A 19,999-nucleotide genomic window follows, 5' to 3' on the forward strand; every position below is an offset into this window, starting at 1 on the left:
TCGAGCAGGAAGGTAAGGTGGTCGCTCAGCATCGCGACCAAAGTTAACAGCTTGCCGTTCTGTTTACAACTCCAACCCTAAAAACAAAAATGCCGTTCAGGTCTTAACTGAACGGCATTACCGCGAATATGGGCCCTTTACGGGCGTCGATAAAGTGCACGGGGTCACTTATGACGGCCGGCTGGTGTGGATCGCGACCGGCGAACGGCTCGACGCGATCGATCCGGCGAGCGGCGAGACGCTGCGCTCGATCGCGGTTGCCGCCGACGCGGGCACGGCCTTCGACGGCGAGCACCTGTTCCAGATCGCGAATGGCCGCATCCAGAAGATCGATCCGCAGAGCGGCCGTGTGCTGTCGACGATCGCGGCGCCCGGCGACGGCGGCCACTCCGGCCTGACTTGGGCCGAGGGTTCGCTGTGGGTCGGTCAGTATCCCGAGCGGAAAATCTATCAGGTCGATCCGGACACTGGCGCGGTGTTGCGCACGATCGAATCGAATCGCTTCGTGACCGGCATTACGTGGGTCGACGGCGAGCTATGGCATGGCACGTGGGAAGATGACGAGAGCGAACTGCGGCATATCGATCCACGCAGCGGCGAGGTGCTCGAGAGCGTCGAGATGCCGGCCGGCGCTGGGATTTCCGGACTCGAATCGAACGGCGCGGATCTGTTCTTCTGCGGCGGCGGCGGCAGCGGGCTCGTTCGTGTCGTGCAGCGACCCGCGCGAGATAGCGGTTCGCAATTGACGGTCGATTCTACGAGCGAGTGAGTCATTACTTGAATCGCCCGGCGTCGTTATTGGTGCTGGTATTTGGCTTATTTGTACTCGTCGATAACGTAATTCATCGATAGTAAGAAAAGCGAAATATTTCTTTTCGTTACTCTTATCGCGCTGGTCGTCCGTCTTCCTGCGACGGCGTCTTTGCCTGAAAAGGCATCTTTTTTTCAAACCTTTGTGCATTGGTTCGGCTCACGCGAGGCGGATGATGCCATCCGCGCCGCGGCCGAACCCTAAGCCCAGCCTGCCACACACACGATGCTGCACCACGCACGCGAAGCATTCGAGTGTTTATCAACAGTAGCGCGGAATCGGGAACATTTTTACCGCTTGCCCGTGCATTGCGGCTTTTCGCAAGACGTCGTGAACTGAACCAAGTCGGGTTGTCACGCTAATCCTTATCGTGGGCAGACATACTTTTTACACAATCCCTTCATATTATTCGCTCGTTTTACTAAGTGTTGCCCCCGATAAAAGAAGCGGTTGCCGAAACAACTCACACAGGGTTCTCCAAATGTCATCGCATCACAAAATGCGTCCAGCGCTTTGTCTAACGTCCGTTGCCGCTGCCTGCGTGCTCGCAGCTTGCGGCGGAAATTCGGACAGCCCCGCTCCCAACAACAACGCCAGCACGACCTACTCGGGCGTGGTCGCCGCAGCTGCCTTCGTCCCGGGCAGCGCGACCGGTAACCCGAACCTGAAGGCCGGCTACTACGCCGGTGCCACCGTGTTCGTCGATGCCAATGGCAACGGTGTGCTCGACAACGGCGAAGCCTCGGCGAAAACCGACGCCAACGGCCATTTCTCGTTGACCACGACCGCCTCGGGTCCGCTCGTCGCTGACATCACGACCTCGGCCACCAACACGGCATCGGGCGCGAAGGTCGCGAGCCACCTGATCCTGCGCGCTTCGGCCGACCAGATCGCCGACCAGGGCGCCGGCAAGGTGGTGATCAGCCCGTTGTCGAGCGAAGTGCAGCGGCTCGTCGAAGCCAACGGCACCAAGTACGCGGCGGAGAAGGCCAATCTGTCGACTCGTCTGTCGGGCCCGGCGTTCAACAACGCGTCGGTGACGGTTCCTGCCGCCGACGTCCTGGCCGACGTCAACACTCTGTCCGGCGCCGAGCAGTATGCCGTGCTGTTCGAACAAAACGCACTGATCAACCGCTACACGTACGCGACCACGAAGCTCGATCGTGGCGACAAGTACCCTGACGCGCTGGCCGTTGCCGGAGGCGATCCCACCTTGGCAAGCGTTTCGGGCATCACCGCTGGCGAGACCATCCCGACGGATGCGCGTAAGGCGATCACCTTCGCACAAGCCCAGCAGGCTGCGTTCAACGTCGAAGCGATTCCGCGTTACGACAACATCTTCGTGATCATGCTGGAGAACAGCAGCACGAACCGCGTCAAGGGTTCGGCGTACATGCCGGCGGTCAACTCGATGATCACCAACGGCAACTACTTCTCGACCTACTTCGCGACCGGCAGCCCGTCCGAGCCGAACTACACCGCCTTGGGCGGCGCCGACGACTTCGGTATCGGCGACGACAACTGGTGGGGTTGCGCCGCCACCGGCACCACCGCCCCGACGGACAAGCCTTTCGCCGGCGGCACCGCTTCCGACGGCCAACCGCTGCCGGCCCACGTTGCGCTGACGCCGAACGACCCGATTATCGGTACCACCGCGGGCGGCGCCACCGTGGCCGTTGGATCGCTGCTGTCCAATTACACGGCAGCCGCCAACCAGGCGTGCTCAACGGATGGCACCGGCTCCGTTGCCAACCACAACATCATGAACGCGCCGAACCTGTTCACGCAGATTTCGAACGCGGGCCTGACGTGGCGTACCTACAGCGAATCCATGAACCCGGGTCAGGATCCGCGCGCCGACAGCCTCGGTGACACGGGTATCTCGCAGGCCTATAACCAGACCGACGGCAGCATCACCGTGACGGGCACGCCGTTCGCCATGCCCGGCTCGCTCTACAAGACCAAGCACCATCCGGGCATGGCCTATCAGAACGTGCGTAACCAGCCGGAGTTCTACGCGAACAACCGCACGATCTTCGGTACCCAGTACTACACCAACGCGGCCGACCTGACCAGCACGACGCTCTACAAGGTTCCGACCGGCTACAACGTCGACCAGTTCAGCACCGACCTGGCCAAGGGCGACGTCGGTACGCTGAACTTCATCATGCCCGACCAGTGCGATGACTTGCACGGCACCGGCAGCGACGGCACCTGTAAGGACAGCACGACCGCCTCGGGTACCGTTCCGGCTCACTCGCTGTTGACCCGCGCCGACTTCTACACCAACGCGGTGGTGCAGGAGATCAAGGCTTCGCCGCTGTGGCAGAACAAGCAGCGCAACGTTGCCATCGTGGTCATGTTCGACGAAGGCAATGGCGCGTCCAACGGCGCCGGCAGCTCGTGCTGTGGCTGGGACGTGGGTGGCAAGGCTACGCAGATGCAGAACGCGGACGGCACCTGGACCCCCGTTCAGGCGAAGTACGGCAACGGCAACAAGGGTCACGGCAACTCGATCTTTGTGCTGATGACCAACCAGCAAGACGTCGGCACCGCGCCGAAGGGCGTCGCCGACAGCGATACGTATAGCCACTTCTCGTTCGTGCGCACGCTGCAGGACATGTTCCAACTGGCCGACCCCGGTGTTCCGACTTCGTACGCCAACCGTTCGAAGTACACGGAATCGTACATTGCGCAGAACATCGCCAACCTGCCTGAATACGCTGGCAGCGCCGATACGCACTACGACGCGGTTCGTCCGATGAACCACGCCTATGTGATTCCGGCCGGTTACACGCAGAGGTTCCAGACGGGTGACGTCAACGATCCGGCGCAAGTCGGTCCCGACGCTACCCAGAAGAACCTGTGGGCAGCGAAGTAATAAAAAGTACTAAAGGGTAAGCACGCGCAAGCGTGCCATTCATCAAGCAGTAGCCTGCGCGGGGGAGTGGTTCGGCCGCTCCCCCGCCGGCCGTTTTATCGAACAAAGCCGGGGAGTAGCGATGCGCAAGGTTTATGCGGGGGCGCTGTATGTCATCTTGTCAACATTGGCCGCTTGCGGGGGCGGGGGTTCGTCGCAGTCGTCCTCGACTGACGCCGGCACGGGCTCGACGGGGTCCCCGGGGTCGGCGCCTACGAGCACACTGAGCGCGGCGGCCCAGATCGGTGAGCAAATGTTCTTCGACAAGAACCTGTCTGGCGGCAAGAACCAGGCATGCGCGTCCTGCCACGATCCGGCGTTCGCCTACGGCCCGCCCAACAGCCTGGCTGTGCAGCTCGGTTCCGATGGCGTATCGGAAGGCCTGCGCGCGGTTCCTTCGCTGCGCTACAAGGCTATGACGCCGGCCTACGACGACAATGCTTCGAACCCGGACGGCATCACGGCGAACGCGCCGGGCGGCGGGTTCATGTGGGACGGCCGCGGCAAGACGCTGGCCGATCAGGTAGCGCTGCCCCTCCTCAATCCCATCGAGATGAACAACGCCTCCAAGGACGCGGTGGTGCAGGCGGTGAAGAACTCCGCATATGCCGCAAAGTTCACGGCGGTGTATGGCCCGGCCGTGTTCGGCGATACGGACACCGCGTTCCAGGACATCGGACTCGCGCTGCAGGCCTTCCAGAATGAGGACCCGAGCTTTGCGCCGTATTCCAGCAAGTTCGACCTGTATGCGAACAACAAGATCGGCGGAACATTGACGCCAGCCGAAATTCGCGGAATGAACCTGTTCAACGACACCGATCACGGAGCCGGCTGCGTGGCCTGTCATTTCATGGGCGCGAACTTCAACGGCTCGAACGCGCTGGGGACCGACTTCACCTATCAGGCGATCGGCGCGCCGCGCAACGACGCGTCGATCCCGGACAATCCGAACCCCATCGCGGCCAACCTGAACGCGAGCTACTACGACATGGGACTGTGCGGCCCGATCAATAACGGCAGCTATGACAGCCACACACCGCTTTCGGCCACCAGCGGCGCCGGCCCGGACCCCTTTACGGGCGTGAACAACCCGGATCCGTATTGCGGCCGCTTCAAGGTGCCTACGCTGCGCAACGTCGCCGCGCGCAACGCGTTCTTCCACAACGGCGTGTTCCACTCGCTCGAGCAGGTGGTTCGTTTCTACAACACACGCGACACCAACCCTGAGTACTGGTATCCGTCCACGGGTGGCGATTCGACCAAACTGACCAGCAACCCCAGCTATGCGCTGCAACCCACCTATGCAGCGGGCGCGACGGTGAATATGTTCAACGATCTGCCGGCCGCCTACCAGGGCAATATCGACGAGGAACTGCCGCTGGGGCAGGGCCAGACCGACGCGGGCGGCACCACCGCGTTGAACGGTGCGCAGCCGCGTGCTGTCCATTCGGCGCCGCAACTGTCGGATCAGGACGTGCAGGACGTGATCTGTTTCCTGAATACCTTGAGCGATGGCTACCACGCTCCCGCAACGCAGCCCACGAGCGGTAGCTGCGTGAATTGATCCTTCTGAATACTTGAACTATCCACGATGATGCATTTTTCGAATGCGGTGCGCGGCACTGCCATTGCGTGTTCCCTGACGGCGGCGTTCTTGTTGGGCGGTTGCCAGAACAAGACCGAACCTTCCGCGGAGAACTTCACCAACACCATCACGCACTACCTCGCCGACCGCGGCCACCTGTGCGTGGCGAAATACGATTGGCCCATCCACGTGGCCGATCAGGACGCCGTGGTCACGCATTCCCGCGATGCGGTGCAATTGCCGGTGATGGAAAAGCTGGGCCTCGTCAAGAGCACCGCGATGATGGTCGAGCGCACTGGCGAGGACGGAGCCAGGATCGAGGCTCCGGGACGCGAGTATGTGCTGACCGACGAAGGCAGGAAGTTCTACCTGCACAATCCGGTGGTGGTGGCGACGCCCGGGAAGACCCTCGCGCACGACGCCGATCTATGCGTGGCTACGCTGTCTTTGGACAAGGTGGTGGGCTGGGAGCCGCCCGTGACCCGCGACGGCGAGACCAGGACCTCGGTGCTCTACACCTATAAGATCGACCCGGCGCCTTTTGCCAGGACATCCGAGTTCCAGCGAGTGTTCCCGATGGTGGCGCGTGTGATAGAAGGCGCCGGCACCATGCAGCTGCGCGAGGGCGTGCGCCTGACCAAGGACGGCTGGGTAGCGGAAGAATATTTCGTTCGCTGATCGTTGAGTTTCCAACGGGGTGCGCACGACTGGATCGCGCGGAACCTCATGCGCGGCGGCTCCCATGCCGCCGCGCCGGGACCACCCGCACCGCTATGGCGTCCCCGCTGAACTCAATCCCGTGCTAGCAAAATAGATCACGAGAAAATACAGCAGCACGTAGAGCGCGTAGGTCTGCCCGTTGCCGGTATAGACGCGCCGTATCCGTGCCGCCGCCGCGAGCGCGAAATGCGATAGGCCGCGCCAGAAAATCTGCGCGACCGGCGGCACCGTGCGGCTCAGCATGGGCCGATAGAAGTGGTAAAAGTCCGGAGCGTTGCGCGCGTTGCCGCGGCGGCTGCGGTAGTACAGCGCACCGAGTCCAAACACGATCGCGGTGACGATCAGCACGACGATCACGACCGGCGTCGGATTCCAGAACCCGTAGATGCTTTCGAGCGACATGCCGCCCCATACCAGTGTCGCGGCGAACTGCGGATCGATCGCGGCGGATACCGGTTCGAGCAACACCTTTGGAAAGAACGACAGGATCGCGATTCCGACCACGAACAGGAACTGCGGCACCAGCAGCATCACCGGCGCTTCGCGCACCTGTGGCCGCTGCGGCGGGCGCGGCTTCAGGAAAACGCCGTTCAACAGTCGCAGCATGTACAGAAAGCCGGCGCAGGTCGCGAGCAGCCCGCACACGGCGAGCCCGAACCAGCCCTTGTCGATCATCGCGCTCAACAACAGCCATTTGCCGCCGAAGCCCATCAGCGGCGGCAGGCCCGACATCGACACGAGCGCGATCACGACCATCGCGAACGTCAGCGGCATCTCGCGCGCGAGACCGCCCACATCGGCGAAGTTGCGCGTGCCGGTGCGCAAGATCACACCCGCCAGCGCGAGGAACAGGATGCCCTTCACGAACATGTGATTGGCGACCAGGTACAGCGCGGTGACCCAGCCGAGATGGCTCATCAGGCCGATCGCGGTGACGATATAGCCGGTCTGGCTCATGCTCGACAGCGCGAGCATGCGTTTGAAGTCGTTCTGCCGCAATGCCATCAGCGCGCCGAATAGCGTCGTCAGCATGCCGATCCATGTCATCACGTGCGCGAGTTCGAGGCCGACCTCCGAGCGTATCGTCAGATAGGTGCCGATCAGCAGGCCGAACATCGCGACCTTGCTGACCACCGCCGACAGCATCGCGGTCACGTCGTCTTCCGCTTCGGTGTAGGCGCCCGGCAGCCATACGTGCACGCCGATCGCGCCCGCCTTGATCAGGAAGCCGGCCGCGAGCAGCACGAACGCGTGGTTCGCTTCCGGTCCCGAATGGATCAGCGCCGATAGTGCGATGGTGTCGTCGATCACCGCGACGTTGGCGAAGCCCGCCAGCAGGAAGAACGCCGCCAGCAGCGAAAACAGCAGGAAGGTCAGCACGTGCGGGCCCGCGCGCCGGCACTTCGCGATCAGGAAGCACGACGACAGCGTGATGATTTCCCAGCTATAGAAGAATTCGAGCGACGTCGATGAGCGCAGCAGCGCTGGAATCGACAGCGACAGCACGACGAGCATCGGATAGAAGCCGGGGCGCGCATCGTCGCGATAGAGACTCGCCGCGGCGATCACGAGGCTGCCCGCGAGCAGCAGCCAGGCGAACAGCCCGGCGATACGGCCCGCGCCCTCGCAAAGCAGACTGCCGATCAATCCAATCGCGATCACCGCGAGCACGCCTTTCACGCGCCCTGGCAGACGATCGGCCGCATAGAACAGCGCGCCCGCCGCGAGCGGCGAGAAGATCCACGCCGACGCGACGCCCGAGAACACGGCCGCCATATAGGCCGCCGCGATCAGCAGCACGGCGACGCCGAACAGCGGCAGCAGCGCGGCGAGGTTCGGGCGCGCTTTGGCCTCGACACCGGACGGCGCCAGCGCGCGCACGAACCAGTGGAACATGTAACCCGCTTCGAGCAGCGAGCCGCTCAGGATCAGCACGATCCAGTACGGCTTGCCGGCGGCGGTCAGGCGCATTACGAGTTCCCACTTCGCCCAGAAGCCGGGGAACGGCGGCAGTCCCGCGATCGCCACCAGGAAGAGGCCGAGCAGGCCGATCAGCAACGGGCTGCGCGACAGGATCGCGCGTGCGTCGTCGCCATGCCGCCGCAGCACGCCGTTCAGCCAGAACAGCCCCGCCTTCGCGAACAGATGGTTGATGAAGAGGCCGCCGACGACGAGCGGGATCGATGCGTCCGCGCCGACCTGGCGCAGCAACGCGAGCGAAAGCATCAATAGCGCCATTTGCCCGATCGACGAATAGCCGAGCACGCGTTGCGGCTTCGTCTGCTTGATCGCGAGCAGGTTCGAGAACAGAAACGTGACGCCGCCCGACACGGCGAGAAGCGTCAGCTGGCCGTCGAAAAGCGGCAGCAGTTTCAGCAGCGCGAAGAACACGCCCGCCGACACGCCGACCGATACCATCGCGGCGACGCCGCTCGGCGCGGTCTCGTAGACGTCGAGCCCCCAGCCGTTGGCCGGAAACGGCTTCAGTTCGATCACTAGACTCGCGAACACGAGCAGAATCGCGGCCGTGCCGATCGGGCCGCCGATCTGCTCGCGCAGCGACAGCAATTCGTCGATGTTCAGCGTGCCGCTCACGTAGTAGAGCAGCACCGCGCCGAGCAGGAACAGGGTCGACGCGATCACGGTCGCGAGGATGTACTTGAACGCGGCGGCGAGCGCGGCGGGCGTGCGCTCGAGCCCGAACAGGCCGTATGTCGCGATCGACACGATCTCGAGAAACACGAACAGGTTGAACAGGTCGCGGGTCATCACCATGCCGTCGATGCCCATCACCAGAATCAGGTACAGCAGCAACGCCGCGTAGTTGCCGCGCAGTCGGTCCCACAGATGCAAGGCGCCGAGCAGCGCGACCACGTTGACGCTGAACGTGAAGAAGCCTTCCCACAAGCCGAAGCGCAGATTGATCGACACCGGCGGCAGCGCACCCGCGGTCAGCACTTCGATCGTATCGCCGCCGTCGAGCAGGCCGTAGAACGACACCCCGGAGACCAGCACGATTCCGCACAGCGCGATGAAGAAGCCGAGCGTGAGCCACGGCTTGCCGAGCCGATACAGCAGCGGAATGACGAAGCCGCCGCCGAGCCCGAGAATGAAGATCTGCAACGGATGGAACAGCGCGGCTACCATTTCGACTCGGTGAAGGCGTCGATGGCGAGCGTCTTCTTGGCCGCGTAGAGACGGATTGCGAACGACAGCATGATGGCGGTGACCGATAGCCCGATCACGATTGCTGTGACGACGAGCGCCGATGGAACGGGATCGATCGCGCGGTGCGCGGCCGCGGATTTGCTGAGCGCCGCATCGATGATCGGCGCAGTGCCGCCCGTGATGTAGCCGGTCGCGACCATCACGATGTGCAGGCCCGTGTCGATCACCGCGAAGCCGATGATGATGCGCAGGATATTGCGGTGGGTCAGCATGCCCCACAGGCCGATCAAGGAAAGGCAGAAACCCGTGATCAGCAGGATCTTCGAAACCGGGATGCCGGTGCTCATGCGCTCTCCTTTTCGTTCAGCTTCTGAACCGGTCGATGATGACGCTAAGCTCCGCGCCGACCTTGACACCGAGCAGCGTGGAAATCAGCGGGATCGCGCCGGCGCTGAAGAACGCGCCGAACTGGCCACGCGGCAGAAAGCGCGCGTCGAGAAAACCGCCCGCGAGCACGAGGCCCAGAATGCCGATGCAAACGTAGAGCACGCCCGCGAGCGACTCGACGACGCTCAGCAGCGCCACGTTCAGCGTCGAGCGGGGCCGCGCGAGCAGCATCAGCATCACCGCGGATGCGACGATCGCGCCGCCCTGGAAGCCGCCGCCCGCCGACAGATGGCCGTTGACGATCACGTAGCCGCCGAAGGTGAAGATCATCGGCAGCAGCACCTGTTTGCCGGTATGTACGATCTCGCCGGCGGGCCGGCGCGCAAGCGCAGCTTCGTCCGGCGCAGCGGTGGGTGTTGCGCTTTCCTCTTTCAGCAGCATGCCGACGCTCGCCGCGACCATGAACAGCACCGCGACTTCGCCGAGCGTGTCGAAGCCGCGAAACGTGATCAGGATGCCGGTCACGATGTTCGGCGCGCCGAGTTCGAGCGGCCCTCTGACGACGTAGTACCACGCGAGCGGGCGCAGCCCCTGCAACTCCGCATAGCCGCCGACGATCCGCCAGAACACGACCGCGAACAGCAGCACCGTCAGCAGCGCGAACACGCGACGCATCATGATTCGGCCTTCCCGGCGGTGCGTGCGTCTTCGTCGGCGAGCGCGTCGGTGATCGTGGATGGGGTCATCGGCGTGCGGATCAGCCAGGCGGCGCGCGATAGCGCATGCGAGGACACCGGGTTGGTCACGAGCACGAAGTAGATCAGCAGAATCAGGCGGAAGGTCCAACTCGGGTGGTAGAACGCGAGGCCGATCAGCACGAGCATGTTGCCGAGCGTCGACGCCTTGGTGCCGGCCTGAATGCGCGTATACGCATCCGGCATGCGCAGCAGCCCGAGGCCGGCAGAGAACAGAAAGACGGCGCCCAACAAGATGAACACGCTGCCGGTCAATTCGAACATGCGCTAGCCCTTCTGATAGCCGGTCTTGCGGATCGCGTACAGAAAGACGAAGGTCGTGAGTCCCGAGCCGATCGCGGCTTCGGCCATCGCGACGTCCGGCGCGGCGAGCAGCAGGAAGGCGACCGCCGCGAACAGGCTCGCGAGTCCCGAGCTCACCATCGCGGCGAGCAGATTCTTCAGGCAGACGGCCAGCACTCCGCTCACGAGGATGCTCGCGCACATCAGCAGCAGGAGCAGTTCGAGCATCGTTCACAGCCCCCTTTCGAGAAAGCGCGCAATCGCCAGCACCGCCAGAAAGCTCAGCAGTGCATACACGAGTGCCACGTCGATATAGACGAAACGACCGGAGAACTGCGCATACAGCGCGATCAGCGACAGCGAGATGACCGTCAGCACGTCGATCGCGACGATGCGGTCGACGAGTGTCTTGCCGATCACGAGACGGATCACGCCGAACAGGATCGCGAACAAGATCAGCACGCCGGCGATCCGGAGCATGATCTCAGCCAAAGACTTTCTCCAGATGCTTTTCGAACGGTGCGACGAGTGTCCTGGTCGCTTCGTCGATATCAGCCGTCTTCACGTCGAGCCAGTGAATGAAAAGTATGTCGTCGCGAATGTCCATCACGAGCGAGCCCGGCGTGAGCGCAATCGAATTGGCGAGCGCGAGACGGCCGAGCGGTGTTTGGAGGCGAGTGCGAACCTTGACGATGCCGGGCTTGATGTCGATACGCGGCGAGTACACCAGCGCCATCACATTCAGATTGGCGCGTACGAGCTCGACGATGAAGGTCACGCTATACGCGGCGAAGTGATACGGCGCCGCTGGCGTTAGACGTAGGCGCTGCCATGCTTCGCTCGACGAAACGAAGACACGCGCGATGACGAAGGTAATGACGAGACCGACGAGAGCGGGTTCGATCGCGAGCGATGCATTCGCGACCATCCAGATGACGAACAGGACGACCCAGAGGCCGGCCATTTCCCGAGGAACGAACGACGACACCGGTTTTCCGTTGTTCGAAGCCATGTCATCGGTTCCTAAGGAGGCCGTGCGGAAAATTCTAAGTGACAATTTATGGCAAATCAAACCCGATGCCGATCGACGCTCGTTTATTGAAAAAGGACCACGATAGGGCTGTTTGCCCGCCGAAGCCCGATCCAAAGCTATGCGCCGCCCGCATGAATTGATTTTTTTAATGAATTTGTGCGGATCGCCGGAACACGGTCGAATGTCGGGTTTCTCGGGGCCCGCGTATAACGGTGTGCCGCCTGTTTGAATTCATCAAAAAACCGATAAGGAGCAACAATGAAAGCCATGCTGGCCACCCTGACGATTGCACTGCTGGCCGTATCGTCCGGAAGCGCAATCGCCAAGGAATGGTCGACCGTGCGGTTCGGGGTCGACGCGAGCTATCCGCCGTTCGAATCGAAAGCCGCCGACGGCAAGCTCGTCGGCTTCGATATCGATCTTGGCAATGAGATTTGCCGCCGGCTCAACGCGAAATGCGTGTGGGTCGAGAATTCGTTCGACGGCATGATTCCCGCGCTGAAAGGCCGCAAATTCGACGGCGTGTTGTCGACGATGTCGATGACGCCCGCGCGTCAGGCGCAGATCGGGTTCTCGTCGAAGGTGTTCCGCATTCCGACGCGTCTCGTCGCGAAGAAGGGCTCGCCGATCGAGCCGACGCCGGAAGCGCTGAAGGGCAAGCGCATCGGCGTCGAGCAGGGCTCGATTCAGGAAACCTACGCGAAGACGTATTGGGAGCCGGCCGGCGCGGTGATCGTGCCGTATCAGGATCAGGATCTGGTGTATTCGGATTTGCTCGCCGGCCGTATCGACGCGTCATTGCAGAACGCGGTGCAAGCCGATATCGGCTTTCTGCGCACCTCGCGCGGCAAGGACTTCGGATTTGCCGGCAATCCGCTTTACGACGCGAAAACGCTCGGCAGCGGCACGGCGATTGGTTTGCGTAAAGAAGATATCGATCTGCAGGAAAAGATCGACAAAGCCATTGCCGATATCCGCGCGGATGGCACTTACGACCGCATTGCGAAAAAGTATTTCGACTTCGACGTGTACGGTCAGTGAGCCGGGACCGCGCTGCAAGTGGCCAGCCTGGACCTGGCACTCGCGCGGCCCGACATCTAAACTGGTGTCATGACCTTCCTGAGCCGTGATGTGGCGAGCCGGTATGCCCGAATCGGCTGCAAGCGCCGCTTCATCCGGCCCGACCCGCATTGGGGAGGCACTGACATGCAGGGCTTTCAGATCACGTTCTTCACCCAGCAGGGGCGCAGCCATCATGGCAAGCCGCTTGCCGACTGGCTCGTGCGTCTCGCGAGCGAACTCGGCCTGCGCGGCGCGACCGTGATTCCGGCTTGCGAAGGCATCGGCCATCATCATCGCATTCACTCCGCGCACTTCTTCGAGCTTGCCGATCAACCGTTGTCCGTCGTGATGGCGGTGACGAGCGACGAAGCCGATCGGCTGTTCGATCGTCTGCGCGCTGAGGGTTTGCATCTGTTCTACGTGAAAACGACGGCCGAGTTCGGCGTCGTCGGAGAGGACGACGGGGCTTGAACGGCCGGCCCCGATGGCAGGTCCCGAACCTCGTTTTCTCGACCTGGTCCGCGTACGCGCGCGGGCATGCAGCCGCACAGGGCTGTGATGGGCATGTCGAATGCTTCGCTACTGGAGTCATCCCAAGGAGAGCGAATCATGCGACAAGCTGCGACAAACATGCTGATCGCGCTATCGGCCATTGCGTTGATGGCGGGCGCATCCGGCTGCAAGCGCTCGGCCGAGAACGGCCGCATCTCGACGGGCCAGATGAGCAGCGGTGTCATGAGCAATTCGGCGAGCCCGCGTGGCACACCGGGCGATAGCGACGCGGCGAATCGCGCGAATGGCGAGGCGGGCGCGGCAGCGAGCGCGTCGCCCGCCGCGAGCGCCGCCGCGGCGGTCCACAGCACGCCGGCGAGCGGGGCGTCCGCGACGCAGTAAGCGTCGCTCGGACGGGGCGCATGGCCTAACTATTCGTCCAACGGATCGGGGTCGCCCAATGCTGAGTCGATCGCGCGCTGGGCATTGTCGACGGCCTCGCCGATCGCGGGTTTGCCGCGCAGCGCGGAGCGCGCATGACGCGGAGCGGTCCAGGCTTCGAGGTCGCGAGCGTCGGTATCGGTGCGATCGATTCGCGTGGTGATCGACGAACCGCCGGCCGGGTCGTCCTCGACGAGCACGGTGATGGTGAAGCCGCGGTGGAGATGAACTTCCTGCATCGACGGTTCTCCTGGCTGGTTCGCTTTCGGAGCAGCATGCGCCGTTCCATGCGCTCGGGGCTCGTGCGCTCAATAGAACGGGACGCGGAACCGCGCGCAGCAGGCGGCTCAGTGGAGGCCCGCTCCAAAGGCTATGCCGCGGGCTCCTCGTGCCGCACGTTGACCATCCACGGCACGCCGAAGCGGTCGATCAACGTGCCGAAGCCACTGGTCCAGAAGGTCTGCTGGAACGGCATCGTGATCTGTCCGCCGTCCGCCAGCGCGTTGAAATATTTCTCGCCGGATGCCTGGTCGTCGGCGGTGACCGACAGGCTGAAGCCCGCGTGCACGGTATCGCCGCCGCGGCAATCGCCATCCGACATCAGCACGTGCGTGTTACCGATGACGAGCGTCGCGTGCATGATCTTGTCGGCGTGTTCGGGCGCGACCGGGCGAGCGGGATCGGGCGGCGCGTCTTTCGCGCGCAGCTTCAGCAACTCCTGCGCGCCGAGCGCCGAACGATAGAACGCAATGGCTTCCTCACAACGGCCATTGAAGAACAGATAGGGTTGGATTTCCATGCTGATTCCCTGAGACGGGCGAGGGTAGGCAGACGATTCTATCAGCGTGATTTCGCGGACGATCGGCTATCGAACCTGTGAGCACGCGACACCTGCTGCTCTTCAGTGTACCCTCCGCTTCATGCCTTCGCGGCATGACTGCCGCCATTGGCCGGATATGCCTCCTGCAACGCGATGGAGCCGGTTTCCAGCAGCGATTTGAGGTTGGACATGATCTTCGGCCAGCCGCCCGACACCGCTTCGATGAACTTCGACTGATCGCGCTCGATCGTATGCGTGAGCGTCAGCTTGACCGCCGTTCCGCTCGGTTCGAGTTCCATAGTGCAGCGTGAATCGCCTTCGGCTTGCAACTCGGGCCGCTTCTGATGCCGCCAGCGAATCACGAGGCGCCGCGGCGGCACAGCCTCGATGATCTCGCCCGCGTCGAAAGTCTCCCCCGCGCTCGACACGAGTTTCCACGACGAGCCCGCCGTCCATTCGCTATCGCAGTGCATGCCGAACCAGTACTGCTTGATGAACTCCGCGTCGGTGAGTGCCGACCACAACTGTTCCGGCGTGGTGCGGATATAGGTCACGTAGACGAATGTGGATCTAGTCATTGCCTTTCTCCAGGCGTCGTTTCAGGGTAGAGAGCGCCTTCAGGCGCGGCTTTTCGAACTTGGCAATCCAGCGCTCGTAGATTTGCTGCAGCGGCACCGGATTGAGGAAGTGCAATTTTTCGCGCCCGCTGCGTACCGTCACGACGAGGTTCGCCGCTTCCAGCAGGCCCAGATGCTGCGTGACGCCTTGCCGCGTCATGTCGAGGTGCTCGCACAGGTCGTTCAGGGTCTGGCCGTCGTGCGCGTGCAGCACGTCCAGCAGCTTGCGCCGGCTCGGATCGGCGAGGGCTTTGAACAGCAGGTCTGTGTCGTCGGGAAGCTCGGCCATGAACGGCTATAGGCAAGTGATCTGTTGCATTTACTATAGGCAAGAGATTGCTTGCATGTCAAGGAGAGTGGGGAAGCCTCGTGGGTCCCACTATCGGTGCGCGCAACAAAGTCTGCGGCATCGGCGAAAACGCTGTTCGGAGACAACAAGGTCTGCTGCATTTGAGAAATTCAGTGTGCGCTGCAGCAATCTTCAGGGTGCTATCGACTCGACAAGCCATAGCACAAGAAGCGGAAAACCCCTACTGCGCGACACAGAGTTTTCTGAATCGAGCCAGAAGCTCCCTAATCACAGTCCTGCCTTGGAAGTCCTCATGCGTGCTCGGATCGGCAGCTATACCGAGAGCGGTCTGTTGCACCAGGTCTGGTTCCGCGAAGACATGTCGCGTAAGACAGCTTCGCCCCGAGGGCATGTATGGTGAGGCCAGAACGTAACGACGAACAGAATTGGAAGGGAACTGAGATGGAAAAAGGAATCTTTGTTCGCTGCTGCACATAATGGCAACAGCCATTACCACAGAAGGGGCACCGTACATCGTTTCGCGTTGCCGCCAAGGGCTCACTGGCGCCAACGCGAAGCCATCAAGGTGCGTATCGCGATGCATAACTCGCGGCGCGCGCGGCCAACTGAGCTTGTCGTTCTGCCGCCGTGACGTACTTCGTTGTCGCGGGGAGAACGGTCCGGAGGTCGCTGATCTTCACGAGTTGGGCTGTCGCCGAAGGCCCGTGTGGCGCGGGTGTCGCCGGCAATCCTTGCCAGCGCAGGTTGAGAAAGCCCTGATGCAGACCTACCGTATCGACCCAGTTGCTAACGCCCGGGTCTGTCGGGGATACCACGAACGTGTAGGTGCCATCCGGGTTCGCCACCGCTTGCGCGTTGTTCAACGTCTGGGTGTGATTGATATAGTCGGTCGTGATCTGCCACCGTCCATAAGCCGGGGCGATGAAGTATTTGGCCCCGCCGAGGTGGACGTTCACGACCAGTGCTTCATCATCGGCAAGCTGAAAAGTGGAGTAGGTCGCCGCCTGGTTTGCGAGGCGTCCGCCCGTGCCGCCAAGTGATGGCGCTGGAAGCGTGTTGACAGGCTGGGCATATCCCAGCGCATTGAAGGAAGCGAAAGACACGGCGGCAGCCGGAGTCCGCAGCGTCGCGGCAAGGGTCTGAGCGATCGCTTGAGCGGATAGCGGTTGCGCCGAGACGGACGGGACCCGTTGTATCGCCAGGCTGTTGAACTGTTGCACCCCCCATTCGGTGATCGTATCTCGAATGAAGATCGACGCGGCTCCCGAAACGAGCGGGATGGCATTCCCATTCCCCGTTGAGGTCGTGCTGGCGTTAATGACGTAACTGCCGTCCGCGTTGGTGGCGAGCTGGTCGCCCGGCAAATTGGACAGCGTTGCGTTTGCGCCGCTGTAGACGCTGAAATTGAAATCGACTGGCTTTTGCTCGTGGACCTTTCCCGTCAAGACGTAGCTCGACGCAGGGTCAATCGGAATGCGGCGATATATGGTGTCCGGGTTATCAAATGTGGTCCGCGATCCTGGCACGTTCATTCCGTACCAATTGTGCGGGGCCGCCAGAATTGATATCACCTTCGGGGCGCTGGCATCGCCCGCGGCAATCGCTAGCGCCAAAGAGAAAACATCCTCATCCACGGCCTGATCAATATTCGTCAACGCCTCACTCGATACCCCGCCGGTTGCACGAGCTGCTGCCAGCCAATTGGCTTTCAAGGTGGCTTTTGCCGCAATGACGGAAGGGTCCGCAACCGCAGTGATCGCGAGGGTCTCTGCTGCCAGTTGGTCCGGTGTCGCCAACGGGTTTTGGCTGTCCGCACTATTCGTACTGACTCCTCCTCCGCACGCATCCAGGATGAATGGGAGTACGGTAAGCGCTATTAGACGTCTATTGAACATATTGAGCGTGTGTTAGTTTTTTAAAAGCGTATGAGCGCCCAATCTATAGGTAGGTTTAGAGTAGGGAAACCAATAAAAATGCATATGAAAAGTCATCCTCCGCTTTTGCGGCGCCTTTTCGATTCGCTAAATCAGGGCCGCTGCCATTGCCCGGTTTGGCATCTGCAACGGCCGGCTCCCTAGGCGATCGCTGTTGGGCGCTGGATGTCATGGTGATGGGGTACTCGCAGCACGCGCCAACGCCATTTCGGCTTTACGGAAGTCCAGTATGAAAATTGGGCAAATCGACTGGATGGCCGTTATAGAGAAGCCTGCGCCACTTGAATGCCCATCGATCCATGTGGTGAGCGTCGCATGCTGGTCGAATTCTGCCCGATTCGATCGGCTCAGATTGAGCCACTACCGTCGGTCGAAGCTCCGTCGCCTCAACGACAGCTTCCTCTCGAACAGCGATGATCCGACATCCCGCGTTCAGCGACACGAACGGCCATTGCCGGATGTTGCGGCTAATAGGCCAAGCGCTTCATATGCGCTTGCTTCATAAGTTTGCTCGGTCATGGAGCGCGCCCATACATAGCCAAATAGTCCGGATGCGATGACGACGCAGTTGCCGCATTCTTAGCAGCGCCCGGAATATCTCTTCCTCCAACCCGTTTATTCCACACGTATCTCTCGGCATCCGATTTGCCGATTTCACCCAGCCACATCGCATCGCGGCTTGCCTACCGCGAGGCAGCGTCACGCTCCCTGACGGGCGACCCGCTGCCCCGACGATCGCCACACTGCCAGTCACTTTCAATGGAGGTCAAGCCACACATCATTAGCTAACTGCAGATCTGTCCGTCTAAGCGGGTCAACCCGAGGAGGAATCATGAAATCGTTATTCAAGCCCCGCAGCTTCAGGCCACTGGGTTCTCGTGCTGCCAGCCTGTCCGTTGCCGCGTTCATCGCCGCGTTGGCCGCAGGCGAGGCGTGCGCGGAACAGCCGCCGGCACCTTGCCACCCGAATCCGAACGCCGCCGCCGACGGTGCGCTGGTGCGCCAGCGCGGCGACATCGCGAACCTGCCGGATCCGCTGCAGGACATTCTCGAAAGGATGGCCGAGCGGCCCCATTCCTACTTGCCCATTCAGGCCTTCGCCGAGGCCGACAAACCGAGCCAGCTATTCCAGTATTACCTGCTGTCCACGACAGGATTCGAACCAAATCCGTTCACCGCACGATTCCCGGGCATCAACGACAAGGCGATGCTGACGGCAACTGGCGCTGACTGCGGTTTGCCAACCATCGGTGCGGTGCGTCTCGTGGTTGAACCGAAACCTGGGTTGCCCACCGATCCGAACAACGTTCGCGCCTTCATCGATGTCTTTACCGACCTCTCGTATCTGTTTGTGATCAACAACGAAAGCGGTTGGTACGAGGGCTGGATGATCCACGATTTGCGAGTGCCGGATATCGCACCGCCCCGACCCGACGGACACGCCCAGTTCGGCACGATGACAAGCGCGGACGCGGCCGCCTTGCAGGCGATGGGTACCCACAACAACCTCCCAGGCCGGCTGTTCACAATGGATGGCAAGGCACCGCACTTGCCCGACGCTTACGACCACTTCCCTGACCGCCAGACCAATATCGTGCCGATCCAGCTAAGCATGGGGGCGGTCAACTGCATGCAGCAGTCTGATTGTCACGGCTACTGGGAATTCAACTACACCACCAACTGGACCCATCCACCCTACGAGTTGCCTTTTACCGGCGGTATCCCCGGTACCTTTGAGGCGGGCAAACTTGGCGCGCTGTCCTCATTGATTCCGGGCTCGGGACCCGCAGGCGTGAAGAACAGTCCGATCGACTACGGTGACGATCCGAACAATGCGGCTCCGCTCGGTGGTGCGGGTCCGCGCGACCCCGACCGCTTCGATGCGGATGTCGATAACCAGCGGGAATACCGCCAACGCTTCATCCCGAGCGGGCTGGCTCACGAAATCTACCTGGACACCTATGTGCGATTGGCATCGTTCGAGCATGGCACGCCGTTCCCGCAGCGCCTGTATGACGCCTATGTGGCCGAAGTCAGACGGGTCGATACCAATGGCGACGGCGTCATATCCGCAAGCGAGGGAGACGTCGATACTGCCAGCGATGGGTTCTCGGACAATTCCCGCCTGTTCTTACCAGCGACTTCGTTCCGTCGCTTTGCCGTGACGCGCGAAATCAACGACGGTTTGCTGGCACCTCGGTTCGCGCCTAGTCAGCGAGCCTGGGTGTTGACGGGTGCCGCCAACACCGTCAACCCACCTCGGCCGGCGTCTACGGGTCGCGATAGCGACGACCGTTGAACTCGACCTGACGGGATGTTTCCTGAGTTGCGAGAGGCGTTCAAACCGTATCGTGCGCTCTGAAGGTAGCCAATAGGGCGGCCCAAAAGTCGGCCCTATTGCTGCCTTCCGTTGATGCTCATCATCCAACGTTAACGCTCGTTACCGGGGTATAGCCGACGCTCGAACGTCCCCGTGCAAGCGTGATCGAAGGTCCCTTGTTGGGCCGATCACTGTCGAATGCGGATGTCGCTGTTCGACCGAGGCTGTGTGGAAACGCGAAATGCAGGTTCGACGTGCGACGAATCTGCAGCAGAGAGTATAGAGCCGCATTGCGCTCTCGCAATCAATCAGTCGAGTGGAGAGCGCTGGGTGGCACCGTTG

At 61.9% G+C, this 19,999-nt stretch carries 20 protein-coding genes; 8 read left to right on the top strand and 12 right to left on the bottom strand.

Annotated features, from left to right (window positions below; genetic code table 11):
• Positions 1 to 154 precede the first annotated feature (154 nt).
• The 4 genes from ACLFKU_RS38990 (at position 155) to ACLFKU_RS39005 (ending at position 5,994) form a co-directional block, all read left to right on the top strand.
• Positions 155 to 769: a PQQ-binding-like beta-propeller repeat protein gene (locus ACLFKU_RS38990; protein ID WP_410852750.1), complete on the top strand. Its 615-nt coding sequence runs from the start codon at positions 155 to 157 to the stop codon at positions 767 to 769.
• A 523-nt stretch (positions 770 to 1,292) separates the two neighbouring features.
• Positions 1,293 to 3,692, top strand: coding sequence for an alkaline phosphatase family protein (locus ACLFKU_RS38995; RefSeq protein WP_410852751.1), 2,400 nt, complete (start codon positions 1,293 to 1,295; stop codon positions 3,690 to 3,692).
• 121 nt (positions 3,693 to 3,813) lie between these two features.
• A complete protein-coding gene (locus ACLFKU_RS39000) occupies positions 3,814 to 5,295 on the top strand; it encodes a cytochrome-c peroxidase (RefSeq protein WP_410852752.1) in 1,482 nt (493 codons plus the stop codon).
• A gap of 27 nt (positions 5,296 to 5,322) precedes the next feature.
• The gene (locus ACLFKU_RS39005) at positions 5,323 to 5,994 is read left to right on the top strand and encodes a hypothetical protein (RefSeq protein WP_410852753.1); all 672 of its coding nucleotides are present in this window, start codon (positions 5,323 to 5,325) and stop codon (positions 5,992 to 5,994) included.
• 93 nt (positions 5,995 to 6,087) lie between these two features.
• On the opposite strand, the gene ACLFKU_RS39010 is transcribed toward ACLFKU_RS39005, so the two are convergent.
• From ACLFKU_RS39010 to ACLFKU_RS39040, 7 genes are read right to left on the bottom strand one after another with little or no spacing between them, the layout of a single operon-like run.
• A complete protein-coding gene (locus ACLFKU_RS39010; protein WP_410852754.1) occupies positions 6,088 to 9,183 on the bottom strand; it encodes a complex I subunit 5 family protein in 3,096 nt (1,031 codons plus the stop codon).
• Positions 9,177 to 9,551, bottom strand: a complete 375-nt coding sequence (locus ACLFKU_RS39015; RefSeq protein ID WP_410852755.1) for a sodium:proton antiporter — start codon at positions 9,549 to 9,551, stop codon at positions 9,177 to 9,179. The genes ACLFKU_RS39010 and ACLFKU_RS39015 overlap by 7 nt, the downstream gene beginning before the upstream one ends.
• Positions 9,552 to 9,567: 16 nt before the next feature.
• Complete coding sequence (locus ACLFKU_RS39020) at positions 9,568 to 10,269, bottom strand: Na(+)/H(+) antiporter subunit B (RefSeq protein ID WP_410852756.1); 702 nt, start codon at positions 10,267 to 10,269, stop codon at positions 9,568 to 9,570.
• A complete protein-coding gene (mnhG, locus tag ACLFKU_RS39025; protein ID WP_410852757.1) occupies positions 10,266 to 10,610 on the bottom strand; it encodes a monovalent cation/H(+) antiporter subunit G in 345 nt (114 codons plus the stop codon). The genes ACLFKU_RS39020 and mnhG overlap by 4 nt, the downstream gene beginning before the upstream one ends.
• Before the next feature lie 3 nt (positions 10,611 to 10,613).
• On the bottom strand, positions 10,614 to 10,856 hold the full coding sequence (locus ACLFKU_RS39030; protein WP_018433708.1) for a hydrogenase subunit MbhD domain-containing protein: 243 nt from the start codon (positions 10,854 to 10,856) through the stop codon (positions 10,614 to 10,616).
• 3 nt (positions 10,857 to 10,859) lie between these two features.
• The gene (locus ACLFKU_RS39035) at positions 10,860 to 11,120 is read right to left on the bottom strand and encodes a monovalent cation/H+ antiporter complex subunit F (RefSeq protein WP_176378568.1); all 261 of its coding nucleotides are present in this window, start codon (positions 11,118 to 11,120) and stop codon (positions 10,860 to 10,862) included.
• Complete coding sequence (locus tag ACLFKU_RS39040; protein ID WP_410852758.1) at positions 11,113 to 11,640, bottom strand: Na+/H+ antiporter subunit E; 528 nt, start codon at positions 11,638 to 11,640, stop codon at positions 11,113 to 11,115. The genes ACLFKU_RS39035 and ACLFKU_RS39040 overlap by 8 nt, the downstream gene beginning before the upstream one ends.
• 279 nt (positions 11,641 to 11,919) lie before the next feature.
• Between ACLFKU_RS39040 and ACLFKU_RS39045 the strand changes: the two genes are divergently transcribed.
• The 3 genes from ACLFKU_RS39045 (at position 11,920) to ACLFKU_RS39055 (ending at position 13,617) form a co-directional block, all read left to right on the top strand.
• Positions 11,920 to 12,702 (top strand): ABC transporter substrate-binding protein, encoded by a 783-nt coding sequence (locus ACLFKU_RS39045; RefSeq protein WP_410852759.1) that lies wholly within the window; start codon positions 11,920 to 11,922, stop codon positions 12,700 to 12,702.
• A 165-nt stretch (positions 12,703 to 12,867) separates the two neighbouring features.
• A complete protein-coding gene (locus ACLFKU_RS39050) occupies positions 12,868 to 13,194 on the top strand; it encodes a DUF190 domain-containing protein (RefSeq protein ID WP_018433711.1) in 327 nt (108 codons plus the stop codon).
• A gap of 138 nt (positions 13,195 to 13,332) precedes the next feature.
• Positions 13,333 to 13,617, top strand: coding sequence for a hypothetical protein (locus ACLFKU_RS39055; protein ID WP_410852760.1), 285 nt, complete (start codon positions 13,333 to 13,335; stop codon positions 13,615 to 13,617).
• A 29-nt stretch (positions 13,618 to 13,646) separates the two neighbouring features.
• On the opposite strand, the gene ACLFKU_RS39060 is transcribed toward ACLFKU_RS39055, so the two are convergent.
• From ACLFKU_RS39060 to ACLFKU_RS39080, 5 genes are all read right to left on the bottom strand, one after another.
• Positions 13,647 to 13,895: a hypothetical protein gene (locus ACLFKU_RS39060; RefSeq protein ID WP_368582666.1), complete on the bottom strand. Its 249-nt coding sequence runs from the start codon at positions 13,893 to 13,895 to the stop codon at positions 13,647 to 13,649.
• A 131-nt stretch (positions 13,896 to 14,026) separates the two neighbouring features.
• Positions 14,027 to 14,455 carry a VOC family protein gene (locus ACLFKU_RS39065; protein ID WP_368582667.1) on the bottom strand — a complete coding sequence of 143 codons (429 nt, stop codon included), beginning with the start codon at positions 14,453 to 14,455 and terminating at the stop codon, positions 14,027 to 14,029.
• A gap of 119 nt (positions 14,456 to 14,574) precedes the next feature.
• Positions 14,575 to 15,054: an SRPBCC family protein gene (locus ACLFKU_RS39070; RefSeq protein ID WP_368582668.1), complete on the bottom strand. Its 480-nt coding sequence runs from the start codon at positions 15,052 to 15,054 to the stop codon at positions 14,575 to 14,577.
• On the bottom strand, positions 15,047 to 15,382 hold the full coding sequence (locus ACLFKU_RS39075) for an ArsR/SmtB family transcription factor (protein WP_410852761.1): 336 nt from the start codon (positions 15,380 to 15,382) through the stop codon (positions 15,047 to 15,049). Before ACLFKU_RS39075 ends, ACLFKU_RS39070 begins: the two co-directional genes overlap by 8 nt.
• A 581-nt stretch (positions 15,383 to 15,963) precedes the next feature.
• Positions 15,964 to 17,199 (bottom strand): hypothetical protein, encoded by a 1,236-nt coding sequence (locus ACLFKU_RS39080; RefSeq protein WP_410852762.1) that lies wholly within the window; start codon positions 17,197 to 17,199, stop codon positions 15,964 to 15,966.
• 970 nt (positions 17,200 to 18,169) lie between these two features.
• Here ACLFKU_RS39080 and ACLFKU_RS39085 point away from each other — a divergent pair.
• Positions 18,170 to 19,636, top strand: coding sequence for a hypothetical protein (locus ACLFKU_RS39085; protein WP_410852763.1), 1,467 nt, complete (start codon positions 18,170 to 18,172; stop codon positions 19,634 to 19,636).
• Positions 19,637 to 19,999: the final 363 nt, after the last annotated feature.

The organism is Paraburkholderia sp. EG304 (assembly GCF_046543485.1).
GTDB classification, from domain to species: Bacteria; Pseudomonadota; Gammaproteobacteria; order Burkholderiales; family Burkholderiaceae; genus Paraburkholderia; species Paraburkholderia youngii.

Coding starts and splice junctions, on each gene's coding strand:
- ACLFKU_RS38995 (WP_410852751.1), top strand. CDS start 1,293: ATGTCATCGCATCACAAAATGCGTCCAGCGCTTTGTCTAACGTCCGTT.
- ACLFKU_RS39000 (WP_410852752.1), top strand. CDS start 3,814: ATGCGCAAGGTTTATGCGGGGGCGCTGTATGTCATCTTGTCAACATTG.
- ACLFKU_RS39005 (WP_410852753.1), top strand. CDS start 5,323: ATGATGCATTTTTCGAATGCGGTGCGCGGCACTGCCATTGCGTGTTCC.
- ACLFKU_RS39010 (WP_410852754.1), bottom strand. CDS start 9,183: ATGGTAGCCGCGCTGTTCCATCCGTTGCAGATCTTCATTCTCGGGCTC.
- ACLFKU_RS39015 (WP_410852755.1), bottom strand. CDS start 9,551: ATGAGCACCGGCATCCCGGTTTCGAAGATCCTGCTGATCACGGGTTTC.
- ACLFKU_RS39020 (WP_410852756.1), bottom strand. CDS start 10,269: ATGATGCGTCGCGTGTTCGCGCTGCTGACGGTGCTGCTGTTCGCGGTC.
- mnhG (WP_410852757.1), bottom strand. CDS start 10,610: ATGTTCGAATTGACCGGCAGCGTGTTCATCTTGTTGGGCGCCGTCTTT.
- ACLFKU_RS39030 (WP_018433708.1), bottom strand. CDS start 10,856: ATGCTCGAACTGCTCCTGCTGCTGATGTGCGCGAGCATCCTCGTGAGC.
- ACLFKU_RS39040 (WP_410852758.1), bottom strand. CDS start 11,640: ATGGCTTCGAACAACGGAAAACCGGTGTCGTCGTTCGTTCCTCGGGAA.
- ACLFKU_RS39045 (WP_410852759.1), top strand. CDS start 11,920: ATGAAAGCCATGCTGGCCACCCTGACGATTGCACTGCTGGCCGTATCG.
- ACLFKU_RS39050 (WP_018433711.1), top strand. CDS start 12,868: ATGCAGGGCTTTCAGATCACGTTCTTCACCCAGCAGGGGCGCAGCCAT.
- ACLFKU_RS39055 (WP_410852760.1), top strand. CDS start 13,333: ATGCGACAAGCTGCGACAAACATGCTGATCGCGCTATCGGCCATTGCG.
- ACLFKU_RS39060 (WP_368582666.1), bottom strand. CDS start 13,895: ATGCAGGAAGTTCATCTCCACCGCGGCTTCACCATCACCGTGCTCGTC.
- ACLFKU_RS39065 (WP_368582667.1), bottom strand. CDS start 14,455: ATGGAAATCCAACCCTATCTGTTCTTCAATGGCCGTTGTGAGGAAGCC.
- ACLFKU_RS39070 (WP_368582668.1), bottom strand. CDS start 15,054: ATGACTAGATCCACATTCGTCTACGTGACCTATATCCGCACCACGCCG.
- ACLFKU_RS39075 (WP_410852761.1), bottom strand. CDS start 15,382: ATGGCCGAGCTTCCCGACGACACAGACCTGCTGTTCAAAGCCCTCGCC.
- ACLFKU_RS39085 (WP_410852763.1), top strand. CDS start 18,170: ATGAAATCGTTATTCAAGCCCCGCAGCTTCAGGCCACTGGGTTCTCGT.